Annotated in this window: 16 protein-coding genes; 10 read left to right on the top strand and 6 right to left on the bottom strand. The window is 73.7% G+C overall.

Translation table 11 applies throughout. The annotated features are described in order from the left end of the window. Positions 1 to 6: 6 nt before the first annotated feature. The gene (locus AOM07_RS05520) at positions 7 to 1,431 is read right to left on the bottom strand and encodes an FAD-binding oxidoreductase (protein ID WP_062311785.1); all 1,425 of its coding nucleotides are present in this window, start codon (positions 1,429 to 1,431) and stop codon (positions 7 to 9) included. A 331-nt stretch (positions 1,432 to 1,762) separates the two neighbouring features. On the opposite strand from AOM07_RS05520, the gene AOM07_RS05515 reads away from it, so the two are divergent. After that, positions 1,763 to 2,347 carry a carboxymuconolactone decarboxylase family protein gene (locus AOM07_RS05515; protein WP_062311784.1) on the top strand — a complete coding sequence of 195 codons (585 nt, stop codon included), beginning with the start codon at positions 1,763 to 1,765 and terminating at the stop codon, positions 2,345 to 2,347. A gap of 172 nt (positions 2,348 to 2,519) precedes the next feature. Next, positions 2,520 to 2,951 carry an SRPBCC family protein gene (locus AOM07_RS05510; protein WP_062311783.1) on the top strand — a complete coding sequence of 144 codons (432 nt, stop codon included), beginning with the start codon at positions 2,520 to 2,522 and terminating at the stop codon, positions 2,949 to 2,951. A gap of 71 nt (positions 2,952 to 3,022) precedes the next feature. Here AOM07_RS05510 and AOM07_RS05505 read toward each other — a convergent pair whose 3' ends face one another. Continuing rightward, positions 3,023 to 3,982, bottom strand: a complete 960-nt coding sequence (locus AOM07_RS05505; RefSeq protein ID WP_062311782.1) for a Cif family virulence factor — start codon at positions 3,980 to 3,982, stop codon at positions 3,023 to 3,025. A 290-nt stretch (positions 3,983 to 4,272) separates the two neighbouring features. On the opposite strand from AOM07_RS05505, the gene AOM07_RS05500 reads away from it, so the two are divergent. After that, entirely contained in the window at positions 4,273 to 4,812 is a 540-nt protein-coding gene (locus AOM07_RS05500) for a hypothetical protein (RefSeq protein ID WP_156171803.1), read from the top strand. 16 nt (positions 4,813 to 4,828) lie between these two features. On the opposite strand, the gene AOM07_RS05495 is transcribed toward AOM07_RS05500, so the two are convergent. After that, complete coding sequence (locus tag AOM07_RS05495; protein ID WP_062311780.1) at positions 4,829 to 6,157, bottom strand: flavin monoamine oxidase family protein; 1,329 nt, start codon at positions 6,155 to 6,157, stop codon at positions 4,829 to 4,831. Between the two features lie 137 nt (positions 6,158 to 6,294). On the opposite strand from AOM07_RS05495, the gene AOM07_RS05490 reads away from it, so the two are divergent. The 6 genes from AOM07_RS05490 (at position 6,295) to AOM07_RS05465 (ending at position 13,334) form a co-directional block, all read left to right on the top strand. Further along, a complete protein-coding gene (locus AOM07_RS05490) occupies positions 6,295 to 6,774 on the top strand; it encodes an SRPBCC family protein (protein WP_062311779.1) in 480 nt (159 codons plus the stop codon). 97 nt (positions 6,775 to 6,871) lie between these two features. Continuing rightward, positions 6,872 to 7,540, top strand: coding sequence for an SDR family NAD(P)-dependent oxidoreductase (locus AOM07_RS05485; RefSeq protein ID WP_062311778.1), 669 nt, complete (start codon positions 6,872 to 6,874; stop codon positions 7,538 to 7,540). 81 nt (positions 7,541 to 7,621) lie between these two features. Continuing rightward, on the top strand, positions 7,622 to 8,134 hold the full coding sequence (locus AOM07_RS05480; RefSeq protein ID WP_062311777.1) for an LURP-one-related/scramblase family protein: 513 nt from the start codon (positions 7,622 to 7,624) through the stop codon (positions 8,132 to 8,134). Positions 8,135 to 8,157: 23 nt separating this feature from the next. After that, complete coding sequence (locus tag AOM07_RS05475; protein WP_062311776.1) at positions 8,158 to 8,439, top strand: hypothetical protein; 282 nt, start codon at positions 8,158 to 8,160, stop codon at positions 8,437 to 8,439. Between the two features lie 123 nt (positions 8,440 to 8,562). Further along, positions 8,563 to 11,475 carry an MMPL family transporter gene (locus AOM07_RS15035; protein ID WP_062311775.1) on the top strand — a complete coding sequence of 971 codons (2,913 nt, stop codon included), beginning with the start codon at positions 8,563 to 8,565 and terminating at the stop codon, positions 11,473 to 11,475. Beyond that, entirely contained in the window at positions 11,472 to 13,334 is a 1,863-nt protein-coding gene (locus AOM07_RS05465) for a YhgE/Pip domain-containing protein (protein WP_062311774.1), read from the top strand. Before AOM07_RS15035 ends, AOM07_RS05465 begins: the two co-directional genes overlap by 4 nt. A gap of 52 nt (positions 13,335 to 13,386) precedes the next feature. Here the strand turns inward: AOM07_RS05465 and AOM07_RS05460 are convergent, their stop codons facing one another. Both AOM07_RS05460 and AOM07_RS05455 read right to left on the bottom strand, forming a co-directional pair. Beyond that, positions 13,387 to 14,289, bottom strand: a complete 903-nt coding sequence (locus AOM07_RS05460) for an aldose 1-epimerase family protein (RefSeq protein ID WP_062311773.1) — start codon at positions 14,287 to 14,289, stop codon at positions 13,387 to 13,389. A 67-nt stretch (positions 14,290 to 14,356) separates the two neighbouring features. Further along, on the bottom strand, positions 14,357 to 15,277 hold the full coding sequence (locus tag AOM07_RS05455) for a C40 family peptidase (protein WP_062311772.1): 921 nt from the start codon (positions 15,275 to 15,277) through the stop codon (positions 14,357 to 14,359). Positions 15,278 to 15,443: 166 nt separating this feature from the next. On the opposite strand from AOM07_RS05455, the gene AOM07_RS05450 reads away from it, so the two are divergent. Beyond that, positions 15,444 to 16,109, top strand: a complete 666-nt coding sequence (locus AOM07_RS05450) for a hypothetical protein (protein WP_062311771.1) — start codon at positions 15,444 to 15,446, stop codon at positions 16,107 to 16,109. Positions 16,110 to 16,112: 3 nt separating this feature from the next. Here AOM07_RS05450 and gad read toward each other — a convergent pair whose 3' ends face one another. Next, a complete protein-coding gene (gene gad / locus AOM07_RS05445; protein WP_084830122.1) occupies positions 16,113 to 17,498 on the bottom strand; it encodes a glutamate decarboxylase in 1,386 nt (461 codons plus the stop codon). Positions 17,499 to 17,510: the final 12 nt, after the last annotated feature.

Raw genomic sequence — 17,510 nt, 5'->3', positions numbered from 1 at the left:
CCGTGATCAGGCCGGCGGGATGTTGTTGTTGACCCGGAAGAGGTTGCCCGGGTCGTACGCCTTCTTGACCTCCCGCAGCCGGGCCAGGTTGCCGCCGAACTGCTGGTCGACCACCCGCCGGTCCGCCGCATCGTCGCCGACGAAGTTGAGGTAGGTGCCGCCGGCGCCCTCGAGCAGCCGCGCGGCCTCCGCGGAGGCGCGCACCCAGTCGCGGACCTCGTCCAGCTTGGCGGGGTCCTCGGTCATCCCGTCGAAGCTGAGCATGAACGGCGCGCTGCGGTCGCCGAAGGCGGTCGCGTCGGCCTGCACGCGCGCGCACGCGCCACCCATGGCGGGGACGTGGACGAGCACGCCGGGATCGGGACGGTCCATCGCACGATCGATGATGAAGGCGAGAGCCTCGTCGGTGAGGTCGTCGAGGTAGAGCGACTTCCAGTACGAGTGCACCGGGGTGTCGTCGCCGTCGAAGGCGGACTGGGCGAACCGGTAGTCGGTGAGGAGGTCGCTCATGTCGAGCAGCGTCTCGCCGAGCCCGCGGTACGCGTCGACCACCGGGCGGCCCGTCGCCGGGTCGCCCGCGTAGAGCGCGCCGATGATGAGCACGTCGCGCCCGCGCACGGGAGGCGGCACGTCCTCGCGGTCCGCCATCGACCACAGCATCGCGCGGGACGTGACCTCGTCGTCGGCGTCGCGCGCGAGGTCCCTCCAGCGCGGCAGCACGTCGGCCGCCGCCTCGAGGGGGTGGAAGGAGAACGCCATGGCGATCTCGGGGCCGAGCCGTTGCGCCTCGAACGTCAGGTCGACGGCGACGCCGAAGTTCCCGCCGCCGCCGCGGATGGCCCAGAACAGATCGGGGTTCTCGTCCTCGCTCGCGGTGACGAGCTCGCCGGAGGCGAGGACGACGCGGGCCGAGACGAGGCTGTCGCAGCTGAGCCCCCACCTCCGCACCAGCCAGCCGACGCCGCCGCCGAGCGTGAGGCCGCCCACGCCGGTCGTCGAGACGATGCCGCCGGGCACCGCGAGCCCGAAGGCCTGGGCCTCGCGGTCGACCTGCCCCCAGGTCGCGCCGCCCTGGACGTGCACCATCGAGGTCGTCGGATCGACCCGCACCGCGTTCATGTCGCGCAGGTCGAGCACGATGCCGTCGTCGACCGAGCCGTGGCCGCCCACGTGGTGACCGCCTGCGCGGACGGCGAGCGGTGCGCCCTCGTCGCGCGCGAGCCTCACGCCGTCCATGACGTCCGCGGTGCCGGTGCATCGGACGATGAGAGCGGGGTGCCGGTCGATCGCGGCGTTCTCGAGGCGCCGCAGGTCGTCGTAGCTCGGGTCGCCGGGGGCGACGAGCGCGCCGCGGAAGAGCGCGCCGAGCTCGGTCAGCCGCGCCTCGTCGAAGGCGGGGGCGGGTGAAGCGGGGGTCGTGTCGATGGCCATCGTGGGGACCGTTCCTGTGGTGCGCCGGCCTCGTCTCCGGGGATCCGCGCCCAGGCCGGCATGCGGTCACGGGTGACCTGAGCTTCGGGCGCGGCTGTCGAGGGGACGATGCGCGGCGGGCGCTGCGCCTCCTCGGTGGGATCGGGGAGACGGGTCACCGACGCAGGCGGCATCGCCCTCGTATCCGAGTCGTGCTCGTGGCAGCTCATGCGCGTCCCGTCCCCCCTGGTCGGTGCGCCGGCATCCCTGCGTCCCGACCATTCCAGCACCGGCCGGTGGCCCCCGCAAGGCGGGGACGGCGGACGTAGCCTGAGGTCGGGGGTGGGGAGCCATGAGCCGTCTGTCCAAGGCACGCGGCGGTCCGGGGACGCGCGTGCTCCTGTTCTTCACACGGCGCGGTCTCGCGGCCGCCGCCGGCACCAACCCGGAGCGCGCGACCGAGCCGCTGGAGGTCTACGCGCACGCGCCGCGGCTCCTGCGGGCGTACGGGCGGCTCGAGCAGGCCTCCTCCCGACGCGGCTCGATGGACACCCGCTACATGGCGCTCGCCACCTTGAAGGCCTCGACCCTTGTCGCCTGCCCCTACTGCATCGACCTCGGCTCCCAGATCTCCCGCACGCTCGGGCTGAGGGACGCCGAGATGCTCGCGCTTCCCCGCTACGAGACGAGCGAGCTCTTCGACGCGACCGACCGCCTGGTCCTCGACTACGCGGTCGGCATGACGCGTACGCCCGCGGTCGTCTCCGACGCGCTCTTCACCGCGCTGCGCGCGCGGTTCTCCGAGCGTCAGATCGTCGAGCTCACGCATCAGATCGCGCTCGAGAACATGCGCGGGCGCTACGGCGTCGCCCTCGACCTCGGCGCCGCGGGCTTCTCGGAGGGCATGGTGTGTGCGCTGCCGGAGCCGCGGGAGTAGGCGCCTCGCGGGGCGCGCAGCGGTCCCGCGTGCGATCGCCACCGGGCCTCGCGTCGCTGGGACCAACGTCCCTTGCGGACTGCACCTGTAGGAGAAGTGTGGTGAAGGGGGCGGTGCACGGATGCCGCCATGCGATCCGGCGGCACGCCGCCCCGGAGAGGAGACGACCACCATGGTCGCCAGCAAGCACCACCACGTCATCGGGGTCGACGCGCCCCCTGGGAAGGTGTTCGCCTACGCCGCCGACCCGGCGCACCTCATCGCCGCCATGCCGGAGGCGAACCGTCCGGAGCTCGTGGAGGTCGCCAGGACGGAGGACGGCGTGGTGAAGTCCTTCACGGTCGAGTATCGGAGCGTCGGCATGCACCGGCGTGCCGTGTTCACCCGGGAGGAGTACGTGCCGGGCGAGCGCATCGTCGACCACTCGTCGGTCGGTCCGGTGTTCACGTATGCGGTGAAGCCCGAAGGCAAGGGCACGACGCTGTCGTTCGACTGGGACGCGGCGCGCTGGTTGAAGGCGCTCGACGCCGTCTTCACGCACAGCGATCGCGACATCGATGACGCCCTCGCGACGTACAAGCGCGAGATCGAGGCGATGGCCTAGGCCGCGTCACCGTCCGGGCCGCGAGAGCGGCCCGGACCTCGTCGCCACGGCGACCCCGCGCAACCGGTGCCTCAGCCGGGCATGGCGTCCTGGAGCGCCGCCCGCGTCTCCTCGTCCAGCACGTGCCTGCTCTCGTCGATCATCAGCACCTCGTTCGCGAGGTCCGTGCCCTTGAGCGTGTCGCCCTCGTAGCCCTCGCCGAAGGTGAAGAAAGGGCCGTACGTCAGCAGGCACGGACCGTTCACCCCCGGCGGGAGCGCGCGGCCGTCGGCTGTCGCGAGCGCGAAGGTCCCGTGGTCGAGGTCGACGGTCAGGGTGAGTCCGCTCCCCAGGAGCGCCTCGTGCTGCGCGCGGAACTGCTCGGTGGTCGGCCAGGCGATGTCGGGCTCGGGGGAGAAGGTCGCCATGATCGCCTCGAGGTCGCGGGCGTTGAACGCCGCGACGTAGTCCTCGATCACCCCGACCTGGGTGGCGGTGTACAGGTCTTCGTTCCAGTCGCACGCGTAGCAGTCCCAGAAGGCCAGCACCGCCTCGTCGTCGCCCGCGTACGAGCCGACGACGAGCTGCGGGATCACCGGTGCCCAGAGGATGGTGGTGTCGTCTGTCGGCGCCTCGATGTCGAAGGCCCGGAGGTCGAGGACGTCGCCGCCGAGCACGGTGACCTCGTCGCTCAGGTGCAGCACGCAGGCGTCGTAGTCGGCGCGGAGCGTGACGCCGGTGGCGAGCGCGGCCCCGTACTGGCAGGCCGCCTGCGGCCCGGGGTCCGTGATGAGCGCGAGGAGCGCGTCGACGTCGCCGGTGTTCCATGCCTCCACGTAGCCGTCGATCACCGCGATCTCCTGGTCGGAGAGGTCCGCGCAGAACTGCGTGGCCTCGTCGCCGGCTGAGAAGGCCGTCGGGCCGGCCGAGACGGTCGCCGTCGACTCGCCGGCCGATCCCTCGCCGGTCGTGCTCGCCGAGCACCCGCCCAGCGTCCCCACGGCCACGGCAAGCACCACGGCCCAGCGGGCCCCCGACATCCGGACGCTCATGACGGCTCCTCCCTCGGTGCCGGTCCGGAAGCGTCCGGGTCACGGGCGGAGGGGCATCGTGCGCCTATGTCTTCCTTTCCATCGTAGTCGCGACGGGTCTCGCGCACCGGGTCGTGGATCCGCAGCTCGGGGCCCTTTCCTCCCGGTTTGACAGCGCGCCGACGCCGACGGAGCCTGGGCGGGGAAGCACGATTCGAGCGGCGCACCTTCTCCCCGCCTGGTGTCCCTGGCGCCGCAGACGGTCCTCGACGAGCCCCGGCGGGCTCGCGTGTGGGGAGGAGGCGTCGGCCATGGCGCGGCGTCGGGTGGTGCGCACGGCGGCGGCGCTGACGGCAGGGGCGTGCGCGGGTTTGCTGGGCGCGTGCAGCGGTGACGATGCGGAGGCGCCGACAGGGTTCCCGACGGGCGCCGAGGTGGTGATGAGCACGTCGACGTGCACCGTGCTGAGCCGGGGCAACAGCGTCGCGGACGACGGCACCGAGGTGGTGACCGAGGAGTTCGAGTGCGTGCCCGTGGCCTCCGACCCACGGGTGACGGGCACCGAGTCGATGACGTTCGTGACGACCTTCGCACCGGGAGAGGGCGACCTCGCGGGGCTGTGCACGGGTGAGTCGACCCTCACGACGGACGAGGGGTCGTGGCGTGGGACGGCACTCTGCGTGGTCGATGCGGTCGGCGTCCTCCCTCAGGCGGAAGGCGAGCGACCGTTCAACGACGCGGAGATGACCTACGTGGGCGAGGGAGCCTACGAGGGCCTCGAGTACCGCTACATCGCCGCGGGCACGAACGGCCGGCTCGCCTACGCGGGCTGGATCTACGAGGCGGAGTGACAGGGGCGGAGATCCGTCAGGCCCTCGCCCACAGCCCCGCGATCGGCACCTCGCGGTCGAGGATCCGCTCGGCCGCGCGATGCCCGGACAGCATCGCGGCCGGCACGGTCGCCGGGTCGTCGGTCCAGGTCGCCTCGCCCGCGAGGTGGAGCACCCCGCCGATCGGGGTCGCCAGGTCGTCGTGGTCCGACGTGGCCGAGCCGACGGTCATGTAGGCGTACGAGCCGCGGGCGTACGGGTCCGCATGCCACGCCGTCACGTGGACCGCGGTCGGCTGCTCCGCCCGCGTGCCGTACAGGCGACGCAGCTGCTCCATGACCGACGCGGCGACGCGCGCGTCGTCCCACCCCGCGATCTCCCGAGCCGTGGGCCCCGCCGCGAACGTGAGCAGCGTGGGCTCCCCGTGCAGCGGCGTGAGGTCGTAGAACGAGTGCCAGCGGCGGCCCTCGGGGCCCTGCTGACGGATCGCGTACACGTCGTCGCCCCAGAAGCGCGTCGGGAAGCGCAGCACCACCTTCTCGAAGCGGTTCATCTCCAGCCGGTCGAGCGCGCCGGCCACGGGCTCCGGAAGCGGCGGCTCGATCGCGAGCGCGCCGGCCTTGAGGACCCCGATCGGCACGGTGAGCACCGCGGCCGCGGCCGTCAGCTCGTCGCGATCCGTCGTCACGGTCACGCCGTCCGGGGACCATCGGACGCGCGTGACGACGTGCCCGAGCCGGACGTCGAGCCCCTCCGCCAGCGCGGCCGGCAACCGGTCGTACCCGGCGGGGAAGACGACCTCGTCGCCCTCGACCGCATCGTCGTCGAGCCCGTGCGCGGCGAGGTCCTCGATCCAGGCCCCGTACTGCTCCTCGGTGCGGTGCTCGAGGAACTCGCGCACCCGCGCGACGCGCTCGTCGTCCCAGCCCTGCGCTTCCAGCGCACGCTCGGAGACCTCGCGATACGAATCGGAGGCTCCCGACGCGGCGATGACCTCCGTGAGCGTGGCGTCGACCGCGCGGACGTCATCCGCGAAGGCGCGCGCCGCATCGTCCGTGAGCCGGGTGCCGTCGGGGGCGAAGTACGCGATCGGGCGGCCGCCGGGCTGGTAGCTGCCCACGGTGAACTCGGCGGTCGGCATTCCGAACGCCGCGGCGGCGACCGCGACCGGGCAGCCGTCGATGCCGTGGATCCAGGACGCGCCGAGGTCGGTGGTGCGCCCGTCGGAGCGGTCGGTCCACACGCGCCCGCCGAGACGGTCGCGCGCCTCGAGCACCGCGACGGTCCGTCCGGCGTCGGCGAGCAGCCGGGCGACGGTGAGGCCGGCCACGCCGGCGCCGATGACGATCGTGTCGAGCTGTTCCATGCGTGCCGTGGCTCCATCGCGAGTGCTCCGTGGGTGAGCGTGACACTAGCGGAAGCGCCGCGGTCGCGGTGCCGCGGACGTACCCTGGAGAGGTGGGCGCACCACCACCGTCTCGGTCACGAGAGGGGGTGAGAAGGATGACTGCGACACAGCCCTACATCGACCTGGCGGTCCACGTCGACGCACCGGTGCACCGGGTCTTCGAGTACTGCCGCGACCCGCGCAACCTGCACGCCGGCGACCCGATCGAGGTCGTCGACGCCCACGTCACGGAGGAGGGGGTCGGCACCACCGCCGAGCTCACGTACGACGCGCCGTTCCCGTTCGACGAGGACGTCGAGTTCACGTTCACGGAGGTCGTCCCCGACGAGCGGATCGTCTTCGACGCCGTGCCGACGATGTGGATGCGGGGCCACCACCGGCCTCACCACGAGTTCCCGCCGGACACGTTCACCTGGACGTTCGAGCCGGAGAACCGCGGCACACGCCTCGGCGTGCACGTGAGCGTGCCGGAGGTGACGCTCAGCTATCGCCTCGGGCGCAAGTCCATGGAGAAGCGCGTGCAGGCGCGCCTCGACCGGATCGCGGCCCACATCGAGGGCCGCGCGGCGGCCTAGCGGCCGTCATCACGGGTCCCTCGGCGACGAGGGGCCCTCGCCATGCCCGGCGGGCGCTAGGGTCGGAGGCGAGCCCCCGCAGTCGAAGGAGACACGCATGCCCACGCTCGCCATCGTCGGAGCAGGACCCGGACTCGGGGCCGCCGTCGCCCGGAGGTTCGCGCGGGAGGGCTTCTCCGTCGCCCTGATCTCGCGCGACCAGGACAAGCTCGACGCGCTCGCCGCGGACCTGGGCACCGAGGGCGTGACGGCGCGGGGCTACGCCGCGGACGTGCGCGACGGCGCCGCGCTCGAGCGCGCGCTGACGAGGGCCGCCACGGAGCTCGGCCCCATCGCGGCCCTCCAGTACAGCCCGCTCCCGTCGCGCGACTACCTCAAGCCCGTCCTCGACCTCACCCCGGAGCTCGCGCTCGAGTCGCTCCGGTTCTCCGCGCTCGGTCTCATCCACGCGGCCCGCGCCGTGCTCCCGGCCATGCGCGCGGCCGGCGAGGGCAGCATCGTCCTCATCAACGGCGGCACGTCCGTGCAGGCGCGGCACGGCTTCGCGGGCACGTCCGTCGCGTTCCCCGCCGAGAGCGCGTACGGCGAGATGCTGCACGATGCGCTGGCCGACGAGGGCGTCCGGGTGGTGCAGCTCGTGATCCCGGGCGCGATCCCGAAGCTGCGGTACACGCTCGACGAGGTCGCGGACCGCATCTGGGACCTCCATGCGGGCGCGGACGAGTTCCGCACCATGCTCATCCCGCTCGACGAGGGACGGGAGTAGGGCCGGCGGTCGCAGCATCGCTCCTGGTCCGTCGCTCCGGCGCGCGCTACGGTGGCGGGAACGACGCGATTGGAGCGACCGATGGCCCTGCCTCCCGTGCCCGAGGGTTACTCGCGCTACCTCATGAAGAGCAAGTTCGGCATGGGCCGCGACTTCCAGATCCTCGCGCCCGACACCGAGGAGCAGCTCTTCTTCGTGGACGGCAAGGTGGGGCCGCGGCCGCGCGCCGACGTGCAGGGCCCCGACGGCGCCCTGCTGTTCGAGGTCACCGGGAGGATGTTCGGCATCCCCAAGCGCATGGACGTCACCGACCCGGACGGCACCCAGGCCGCCCACCTGCACGCGCAGCCGTTCAAGTTCGTCAAGGACAAGATCGAGGTCTCCCTCGCATCGGGCGAGGAGTGGCTGCTCGAGGGCAACGTGATCGAGAAGGACTACACGCTGCGGAAGGAGGACGGCACCGTCGCGGTGCAGATCACCCAGAAGTGGGTGACCGTCCGCGACAAGTACACGATCGACATCCTCGACGGCGTCGCGCCCGGCCTCGCATTCGCCCTGGTGTGGGCCATCGACCGGTGGGTCGAGCGCGACTGAGGCCGCGCGCCTAGGGTGGGCTCATGTTCGTGCTCATGTCGATCCACCACCCGCATCCCGAGCACCGCGAGGCGCTCATCGACTCGATGCACCGCTACGGCGCCGCGATCCGCGGCCAGGCGGGCCTCGTGCAGATCCACACGCTCGCGGACGCGGGCTCCGACCGCCTGGTCGGGCTCGCGATCTTCGAGTCCGAGGACGACTTCCGGCGGCTGGCGCCCCTCGCGCGCGCCGCAGTCGCCGACGATCCCTTCGACGAGTGGGAGCAGCGCGCCATCGACGGGCTCGCGCTCACCGAGGTCTAGTCGCCGGGCGGCTCCCGTTGCCGGGCCGCGGGCCCGGGCGTAGCCTGACGAACGCGCAGCATTCGTGTCCATTCCTCACACTGGAGCGCCTCCCCGCCGGTGCGAGCGGAGCGAGGTGAGCCGATGTCCGCGATGCTCTACGCCCTGGGTCGCTGGGCGTACCGCGCGCGCCGTCTCGTCCTCGTGGGCTGGATCGCGGTCCTCGTCCTCGCCGGCGCGGTCGCGGCCGGCGTCGGCACCGGCACGAACAACAGCTACACGTTCCCCGGCACCGAGTCGCAGGACGCGCTCGACGCCCTGGCCCGCACCTTCCCGCAGTTCTCCGGAACGTCCGCGCAGCTGATCGCGGTCGCCCCCGAGGGCCGCAAGGTCACGGGCGACGCCTTCCGCGCGGCCGTCGAGGACACCGTCGCCCAGATCCAGCAGATCGACCAGGTCGCCGGCGCCACGTCGCCCTACGACGGCACCACGAGCAGCAACATCGCGCCCGACGGATCGGCGGCGCTCGTGCCCATCCAGCTCACCGTCCAGGTCCCGCAGGTGCTGCCCTCGACCGAGGCGGCGCTCCAGCGTGCGGGCCGCCAGCTGGAGAAGGCCCTCCCGGACGGCTCGCAGGTCGCGGTCGGCGGCCAGCTCTTCTCCCAGACGGACCCCGGCATCGGCGCCAGCGAGGTCACGAGCCTCGGCCTCGCCTACGTGGTCCTCGCGATCACCTTCGTCTCGCTCATCGCGGCGGGCATGCCGCTCGTCACCGCGACGCTCGGCGTCGGCATCGCCGTCGCGCTCGTCTTCGCCGTCACGCGCTGGGTCACCATCACGTCGACCGCGCCGCTGCTGGCGGTGATGCTGGGGCTCGCGGTCGGCGTCGACTACGCGCTGTTCGTCATCAGCCGGCATCAGGACCAGCTCAAGCGCGGCATGGCGCCCGAGGAGTCCGCGCCGCGCGCCATCGCGACCGCGGGCTCCGCCGTCGCCTTCGCCGCCACCACCGTCATCATCGCGCTCCTGGGCCTGTCCGTCGCCGGCATCCCGTTCCTCACCGTCACGGGCGTGGCCGCGGCGGCGGGGGTGGCCGCCGCCGCGCTCATCGGTCTCACGCTCACGCCGGCGCTGCTCGGCTTCGCCGGCTGGCGCGCGGTCGGAAGGCGGTTCCGGCCCGCGCACGGGCCGCCCGCGGACGGCGACGGCCGCGGCGCGGACGGGATGGACGATGCGGCGGTCGCGGACGTGCGTGCGGGCGACGCCGGCCAGGGTCGCGCCGACGCCGCGGATGGCCGGGACGACGACGGGGACGCGGGCGGCGCGGGGGAGGAGCCGTCCGCACCCCCGCCCCAGCCCCCGCCGGAGGAGCCGGTGGGCGGGGTGTTCGGGAGATGGGTCCGCGCCGTGACGCGCTGGCCGCCCGTCACGGTCGTCCTCGTCGTCGGATTGCTGGGCGCCGCGGCCCTGCCGGCGCTGGACCTGCGCCTCGCGCTGCCCGATGCCGGCTCCCTGCCGCAGGGGGAGCCCGGCCGGACCACGTACGACCTCGTCGCCGAGCACTTCGGCCCCGGCTTCAACGGCCCGCTGCTCGTCACCGGCTCCGTGATCCAGAGCACCGACCCCGTCACCCTCGTCGACGACCTCGCGGACGAGATCGCCGCCGTCCCCGGCGTCGCCTCGATCGCCCTCGCGACGCCCAACCAGACCGGGGACACCGCGATCATCCAGGCGATCCCGGAGGGCGCTCCCGACTCCGAGCGCACCGAGCGGCTCGTGCACGCGCTCCGGGCGCTCGAGCCGACCTGGCTCGAGGACTACGCCGTCGAGCTCTCCGTGACCGGGTACACCGCGGTCGGCATCGACATCTCGTCCCAGCTCGGCGGCGCGCTGGTGCCGTTCGCGCTGCTCGTGGTCGGGCTGTCGCTCGTGCTGCTCGCGATGGTGTTCCGCTCGATCGTCGTGCCCGTGACCGCCGCGCTCGGCTACCTGCTGTCGATCGGCTTCGCCTTCGGCATGGCCTCGCTCGTCTTCGTCGACGGTGCCCTGACCGGGCCCCTCCAGGTCGCCCATGTCGGCTCCATCATCAGCTTCATGCCCATCATCGTGATGGGCGTCCTCTTCGGCCTCGCGATGGACTACGAGGTCTTCCTCGTGAGCCGGATGCGGGAGTCCTACCTCGAGCGGCCCGAGCCCCGGCGCGCGATCCACCACGGCTTCGTCGGCTCGGCGCGCGTCGTCACCGCCGCCGCGATCATCATGACCGCGGTCTTCGGCGGCTTCGTGCGAGGCGGCGAGGCCTCGATCCAGCCCATCGCCCTCGGCCTCGCCGTCGGGGTGGCGTGCGACGCGTTCCTGGTCCGGATGACGCTGATCCCGGCCGTGCTGGCGCTCTTCGGCCGTGCCACGTGGTGGTTCCCGCGCGGCCTCGACCGGGTGCTGCCGCACTTCGACGTCGAGGGCGCGGGGCTGGCCGCGGAGGACGCGCTCGCGGACTGGCCCGCGCCGGGGGCGCGCCCGGCGATCGCGCTCGGAGAGGCCCGGGTCGACGGCGTCCCCGAGGAGGCGCGCGGCCTCACCGCGACGGTCGCACCGGGCGAGGTGCTCGTCGTCGAGGGCGGATCCGCCGGCGAGCGCACCCGCGTGCTGCTCGCGCTGACGGGACGCACGCCGGTGTCGAGCGGCCGGGCCAAGGTCGCGGGGCTCGTGCTGCCCGTCCGCGCCGCATCCCTGCGCCGCCGGTCGGGGTACGCCCTGCTCACCGGCGCCGACGATCCGGGCGAGATCCTGGGCGAGGCCGCGGCCGGCGCGCGCACCGTCGTGCTCGCGGTCGACGGCGCGGCGACGGTGCCCGACGCGGCCGCCCGGCAGGCGCTGGCGCGCGCCCTCGACTCCACGCGCCGGGCCGCGCAGGAACGCACGGGGGAGCCGCTCACGCTGGTCCTCGCGAGCGAGCACGAGGTGGACCTCGTCGGACTCCTGCCGGCGGGCCTCCGGATCCACTCCGTCGACCTCGGCCGCGTGGCGGCCGGTGCGCCCGCCGGGGTGCCCGCGTGAGCGCGCGTCCGTTCGACGGCACCGCCGGCGCCGAGCGCTGGGGATGGCGCAGCTTGCTCGGCGTCCTCCTCGTCCCGGTCGCCGTCGCCGGCCTGCTCGCGTGGGCGCTCGCCGCGCCGTCCGAGGACCTCGACCGGGTCACCGCCGCCGTGGTCAACGCCGACGACCCGGTGAAGGTCGACGGGCAGCTCGTTCCGCTGGGCCGCGAGTTCGCGGGCCGGCTCATCGGCGGGCAGGCCGGCACGGGGGCGCCCGACGACCCTGGCCCGGACGCGACCGCGAGCCCGGCCCCGTCCGGCCCGAACTTCACGTGGATCCTGACCAACGAGTCCGACGCGAAGACTGGCCTCGACGCCGGCACTTACGCCGCCATCGTCCGCATCCCGCCGTCCTTCTCCGCCGACGCCACCTCGCTGTCGGGACCCGCGAAGGACGCCGTGGCGGCCACGATCCATGTGACCACGACCCCGGCGACCGCGTTCCTCGATCCCGCGCTCACGGACGTGGTCGTGGAGGCCGCCGTCGCGAGCCTCAACGAGCAGCTCACGGCGCGCTACCTCGCGAACGTCTACGACGGCTTCAACCAGATCCAGTCGTCGGTCGCGCAGGCGGCGGACGGCGCCGCGCAGCTCGCCTCGGGGGCGGGCTCCCTGGCCGACGGCGCGGGCGAGCTCGCGGACGGCGCCGACGAGCTCGCGGCGGGCCTCGACTCGCTCGATGCGGGCGCCGCGGCCCTCGCCGCCGGCCTCGCCCGCCTCGCGACGTCCGTCCAGGCGCTGCCGGGGGAGACGGCGCGGCTTGCGGCGGGTGCGGCGGAGGTGGCCGCGGCGCTCGACGCCGAGGCCGCGGCGCTCGGCGCGGGCGTGGGCGACGTGTCCGCGTTCGTCGACGACCTGTGCGCGAGACCGCGCCAGCCCGGGTGCGCGCGCGGCACCGCGCTCGTGGGGCGGCTGCGGGCCGCCCAGCAGCAGGTGGACGCCCTCGCGGCCGGGGCGGACCAGGTGGCCGCGGGCAACGCCGAGCTCGCCGCCGGCATGCCGGGACTCGTCGACGGCGTCGACCGCTCCGCGTCCGGGGGCGAGGAGGTGGCATCGGGGGCAGCGGACTCGGCCGCGGGCGGCGCCTCGGTCGCCGAGGGCGCCGGCTCGGTCGACTCGGGTGCCGAGTCCGTGGACGAGGGCGCGTCCCAGCTCTCCGACGGGCTCGCGGAGGCCGCCGATCAGATCCCGACCTACAGCACGAAGGACATCGCGACGCTGTCCACGGTCGCCGCGCGTCCGGTGTCCGCGGCCGTGGCCCTCGCGCCGGACGGGGTGGTCTCGGTGCCGCTGTTCGCGGTCGCGGGCCTGTGGGTCGGCGGCATCGTCCTGGCCCTGGCGCGCCGCGCGGTGCCGCGGCGGCGCCTCATGACCGCCGCGTCGACCGCGGCCATCGCGGGCGGCTCCGTGCGGTCCGCGGCGCTCGTGGGGCTCGCGCAGGGCGCGGTCGTCGGCGTCGTCGTCGTGGGCTTCGTCGACGCCGGCGCAGGAGCGCGCCTCGCCTTCGTCGCGGGCGCGCTCGGCATCGGGACGGTCTTCGGCATCGCGAACGTGGGTCTCGCGGCCGCGCTCGGCGGCCTCGGACGCCTCCTTGCGGTGGTGGTCGGCGTCGTCACGCTTGCCGTGGGCACGTCGTCGACCGTGCCGGCCGCGCTGTCCGGGTCGATCGTGCTGCTCCCGACCGTCGCGGGGCGGCGCCTGCTCGGCGCGACGCTCGGCTACGGGCCCGGCGCCGGAGCCGTCGCCGCGCTCGTCGTGGTCGCGGCGGTCGGCACCGCGCTGGTGGTCGCGGGCGTGACGCGCCGGCGCACGGTGGCATGACGACGCCCCCGGGCGCCGAGGCTCGCGGGGGCGTCGTCGAACCGGGGAGGGATCAGCTGAGGCGCATGCCCCACGCGAGCGTGTGCGTGCCGCCGGGCTCGATCGTCACGAGCCGCTCGCCGGTGCGGAACGCGTCCGCGATGCACGACATGGGCTCGATGGCGACGCCCGCGCGGCGCACGCCCGGCACCTCGTCGCCGGTGCAGATCTGCCACGCGGTCGCCTCGGAGTCGGCCCAGATCTCGACGGTCGACCCGTCCGCCCAGCCCAGGCGGGCCCACGAGCGGCCGTCCGCGTCGAGGATCGGGTCCACCCACGCGTCGTCGAAGGCGACGCCCGGGAGCGCGCGAGGCTCACGCAGGTCGAAGTCGCCGTCGACCGGGACGACCTCGGCGGGGAGCAGGCGCTCGTCGACCGTGACGCGCGACGCGGCGTCGAGCTGAAGCGTGCACTCGTCGAGCGCGGTGCCGCCCGGGGCGAACCACGGGTGGAAGCCCACGCCGTAGGGCAGGGGGGCGTTGCCACGGTTGCGGGCCACCGTGGTGATCGCGAGGCCGTCGTCGGAGAGCGCGTACGTGGTCTCGAGCGCGAGCTGGAACGGGTATCCCGGGCTCGCCGGGAGGTCGAGGCTCAGCGTGGCCGACGACTCGGACGACGACGCGACGACCCAGTCCTCCCAGCACACCAGGCCATGCAGCGCGGTGCCGCGGCCGGGCTCGGTGAGCGCGACCTGGAGGTCCTCGCCGCCGAACGAGTACTGGCCGTCGCGCATCCGGTTGGGCCAGGGCGCGAGCACCATGCCGTGGAAGGCCGGCGCGATCTCGTCCGCGCCGAACGGCACGACGACGTCGCGGCCCCCGACCGTGTACGCGCGGAGCGCCGCGCCCACGGTGGCGAGGGTGGCGACCTGGTCGCCGTGGGTGAGGGTGATCTGGGTACCGGAGATGTGGCTCATGGCGCGACGGTACCGCGCCCCGGCCGGGACCGCCGACCGAGGTGCGCGTGCCGGTCGGCGGCGCGCGTCAGAAGCGCAGGAAGACCGGGCTCGACTGCCAGATGCTCGTCTGCTGGACGCCGCTGCCGGGGCCGACCGCCTCGACCTGCTGGCCGTTGCCGAGGTAGATCGACACGTGGCCGGGGGACCAGATGATGTCGCCCGGCTGCGCGGCCGATGCGGAGACCACGGTGCCGGTGGCCCGGATCGCGCTCGACGAGTGCGGGACGCTCTTGCCCACCTGGGCGTACGCCCAGGACACGAGGCCCGAGCAGTCGAAGGCGCCCGGCGTCGCCGAGGCGAAGGCGTAGGCGGAGCCGACCTGCGCGAGCGCCGCGGTGACGATGCTCGAGTACGTCGCGGAGGAGGCGGCGGTCGACGATGCCGAGGACGAAGCGGAGCTCGACGAGGACGGGGACGTGGTGGCCGCGGTGGTCTCGGCCTCGACCACGTAGTCCTCGAGCAGGCGGGTGGCGATGAAGCCGGTGAGGCCGTCCTCCGTGTAGACGCGGGTGAAGCGCCCCTTGGTCACGGCGTCGGCATCGGTGCCGAGCTCGGAGCCCTCGGGCACGACGGTGAGGGACTCGGCGTCGACGGACGCGTCCGCGCGCAGGTGCACCGCCGCGGTGGCGACGACCTCGGGGTCCGACGCGAGGCGGCGGGCCTTGGCGATCTGCTTGGGCTGCTCCCACAGCGGTGTGACCTCGACCTCGGGGATCTCGGCGCCGCCCCACGCGGCCTCGGTGTCCGCGGAGATCGGCGCGACCGTCAGCTCGGCCGTCTGCGCGGTCTCCTGCGCCTGTGCCGACAGGTCGCCGGCGTCGGCGGGCGTGCCGGCGGGAGAGGCGAGCGCGGCGGTGGCGTATCCGATGCTGAGCGCGCCGCCCGCGACGGTGGCGGAGGCGGCGCGCTGGGCACGGCGGGGGAAGGGCAGGCGGGTGAAGAACAAGCGGTACTCCTCGGAATGTCTCGAAAGAAGATAACAAATTGGTCACGGGAGGCAACTTCGGCGGCCGGATGCGGTATGGAAACCGGGGCCGATGCGCGCCTTCGAGCGGGGTGGCGGGGCGCTCGTCGGCAGGCCCTTCCGGCGGCGCTCGCCCTACAGTCGAGGCATGGCCGCCGACGCACGCGACGAGGTGTCTCCCCGCAGGTACATCCGCCTGCGGGCGGAGGCGGTGGGGTTCGCGCTGGGCTCCCTGTGCTTCATCGTCGGCGCGCTGCCCTGGTACGCCGATGCGGTGGGCGCCGTGGCCACCGGTGTGACGTTCTTCACGGGATCGGTCCTCTTCACCGTCGCGGGCGCCATCCAGCTGCTCCTCAGCGGTCGCCACGTGCCTCGGAGCGGCGCCACCGCGGCGGACCGCTTCGACTGGTGGTCGGCCGCCGTGCAGTCCGTCGGCACGGTGCTGTTCAACGTGAGCACGCTGGCCGCGCTGCTCGCCGCCGTCGCGGCGCCGGACGCCGTGGGCACGGGCTGGCGGTCGAACGCGTGGGGGTCGCTCGCGTTCCTCGTGTCGGGCGCGCTCGCGCTGGCGGCGGCGCGGCGTCGGCACGAGCTCTGGCACGTGCGCGCACGCACGCCGCAGGCGGCGTGGCTCAACATGATCGGCTCCGTCGCCTTCGGGGTGTCGGCGGTCGGCGCCTACGTCGTGCCGGAGACCACGACCTTCGTGAGCCTGTTCTGGGCCAACCTCGGCACGGTCCTCGGCGGGCTGTGCTTCCTTGCGGCCGCGGTGCTGGTCCGGCCGGGGGCCACCGCGTCGGTCGCCCGGGCCTGACCGTCAGTGGTGGAAGGCGGTCCCGGGGCGCTCCGTCGGGATCGGCCCGTCGAGCCCGTCCAGGTACTCGACGCATGCCCGGAAGTCCTCGAGGAAGTCGCGCGCGGCCGCGCGGCGCCCGCGACGCACAACGATGCGCTGGACCGTGACGTCCTGCATGTCCTCGGGCAGGGGGTAGGCGGGGACCTGCCACCCTCGCGCACGCAACTTGTCCGACAGGTTGTAGAGGTTCCAGTTGTCGGTGTGGCCCTCCTTGAGCCGCCACGCGAAGACCGGGATGTCGCTCCCGTCGCTCACGAGCTCGAACGGCCCCATCTCCCCGATCTCGCGCGACACGTACAGCGCCACCTCGCGCGTGTGCCCGTGCACCTCCGCGTACCCCTCGCGGCCGAGCCGGAGGAACAGGTAGTACTGGAGCAGCACCTGGGCGCCGGGGCGCGAGAAGTTGAGCGCCAGCGTCGGCATGTCGCCGCCGAGGTAGCTGACCGAGAAGATCATGTCGTCGGGCAGGTGCCCGCGCGTGCGCCACACGACCCAGCCGAGGCCGGGGTAGACGAGGCCGTACTTGTGGCCCGACGTGTTGATCGAGACGACCCGCTCGACCTGGAAGTCCCAGACGATGTCCGGCTGGATGAAGGGCGCGACCATGGCGCCGGAGGCGCCGTCGACGTGGATGGGCACGTCGAGCCCCGTGTCGGCCTCGATGCGGTCGAGCGCGCGCGCGATCTCCTGCACGGGCTCGTACGCGCCCGTGTACGTCACGCCCATGATCGCGACCACGCCGATGGTGTTCTCGTCCACGTACGAGGCGAGGTCGTGGCCGTCGAGCGTGGGGTGCGCGAGCGACACGGGCACGAGGCGCGCCTCGACGTCCCAGTAGTTGCAGAACTTCTCCCAGCACACCTGGACGGCGGCGCTCATGATGAGGTTGGGCCGGTCGGTAGGCAGGCCCGCCTCCCGCCGCCGCGCGCGCCAGCGCCGCATGAGGGCGAGCCCCGCGAGCATCGCGGCCTCCGAGGAGCCGATCGTCGAGGTGCCGATCGCGTGCTCGGGCTCCGGCGCGTGCCACAGGTCCGCGAGGATGCGCCAGCACCGGGTCTCGATCTCCGCGGTCTTGGGGTACTCGTCCTTGTCGATCATGTTCTTGTCGAACGTCTCGCTGTACAGCCGGTTCGCGTGCTCGTCCATCCACGTGCCCACGAAGGTCGCGAGGTTGAGGCGCGCGTTGCCGTCCAGCATCGCCTCGTCGTGGACGATCTGATAGGCCGTGTCCGGCGGCATGCTGTCCGGCGGCATGGTGAACCACGGCTCGGCGAAGTCGTCGAAGTCGTTGGTGAAGCCTCGGAGCCTCGTGGCCCCCGTCTCACGGTCGTCCTGCTCGGATGCCATCGCCACCCTCCT

It is taken from the genome of Demequina rhizosphaerae (genome assembly GCF_000971255.1).
Classification (GTDB): domain Bacteria; phylum Actinomycetota; class Actinomycetes; order Actinomycetales; family Demequinaceae; genus Demequina; species Demequina rhizosphaerae.
Note: the sequence above shows the minus strand (reverse complement) of the source record. Positions and strands in the feature narration are given on the sequence as shown.

Coding starts and splice junctions, on each gene's coding strand:
- AOM07_RS05520 (WP_062311785.1), bottom strand. CDS start 1,431: ATGGCCATCGACACGACCCCCGCTTCACCCGCCCCCGCCTTCGACGAG.
- AOM07_RS05515 (WP_062311784.1), top strand. CDS start 1,763: ATGAGCCGTCTGTCCAAGGCACGCGGCGGTCCGGGGACGCGCGTGCTC.
- AOM07_RS05510 (WP_062311783.1), top strand. CDS start 2,520: ATGGTCGCCAGCAAGCACCACCACGTCATCGGGGTCGACGCGCCCCCT.
- AOM07_RS05505 (WP_062311782.1), bottom strand. CDS start 3,982: ATGAGCGTCCGGATGTCGGGGGCCCGCTGGGCCGTGGTGCTTGCCGTG.
- AOM07_RS05500 (WP_156171803.1), top strand. CDS start 4,273: ATGGCGCGGCGTCGGGTGGTGCGCACGGCGGCGGCGCTGACGGCAGGG.
- AOM07_RS05495 (WP_062311780.1), bottom strand. CDS start 6,157: ATGGAACAGCTCGACACGATCGTCATCGGCGCCGGCGTGGCCGGCCTC.
- AOM07_RS05490 (WP_062311779.1), top strand. CDS start 6,295: ATGACTGCGACACAGCCCTACATCGACCTGGCGGTCCACGTCGACGCA.
- AOM07_RS05485 (WP_062311778.1), top strand. CDS start 6,872: ATGCCCACGCTCGCCATCGTCGGAGCAGGACCCGGACTCGGGGCCGCC.
- AOM07_RS05480 (WP_062311777.1), top strand. CDS start 7,622: ATGGCCCTGCCTCCCGTGCCCGAGGGTTACTCGCGCTACCTCATGAAG.
- AOM07_RS05475 (WP_062311776.1), top strand. CDS start 8,158: ATGTTCGTGCTCATGTCGATCCACCACCCGCATCCCGAGCACCGCGAG.
- AOM07_RS15035 (WP_062311775.1), top strand. CDS start 8,563: ATGTCCGCGATGCTCTACGCCCTGGGTCGCTGGGCGTACCGCGCGCGC.
- AOM07_RS05460 (WP_062311773.1), bottom strand. CDS start 14,289: ATGAGCCACATCTCCGGTACCCAGATCACCCTCACCCACGGCGACCAG.
- AOM07_RS05450 (WP_062311771.1), top strand. CDS start 15,444: ATGGCCGCCGACGCACGCGACGAGGTGTCTCCCCGCAGGTACATCCGC.
- gad (WP_084830122.1), bottom strand. CDS start 17,498: ATGGCATCCGAGCAGGACGACCGTGAGACGGGGGCCACGAGGCTCCGA.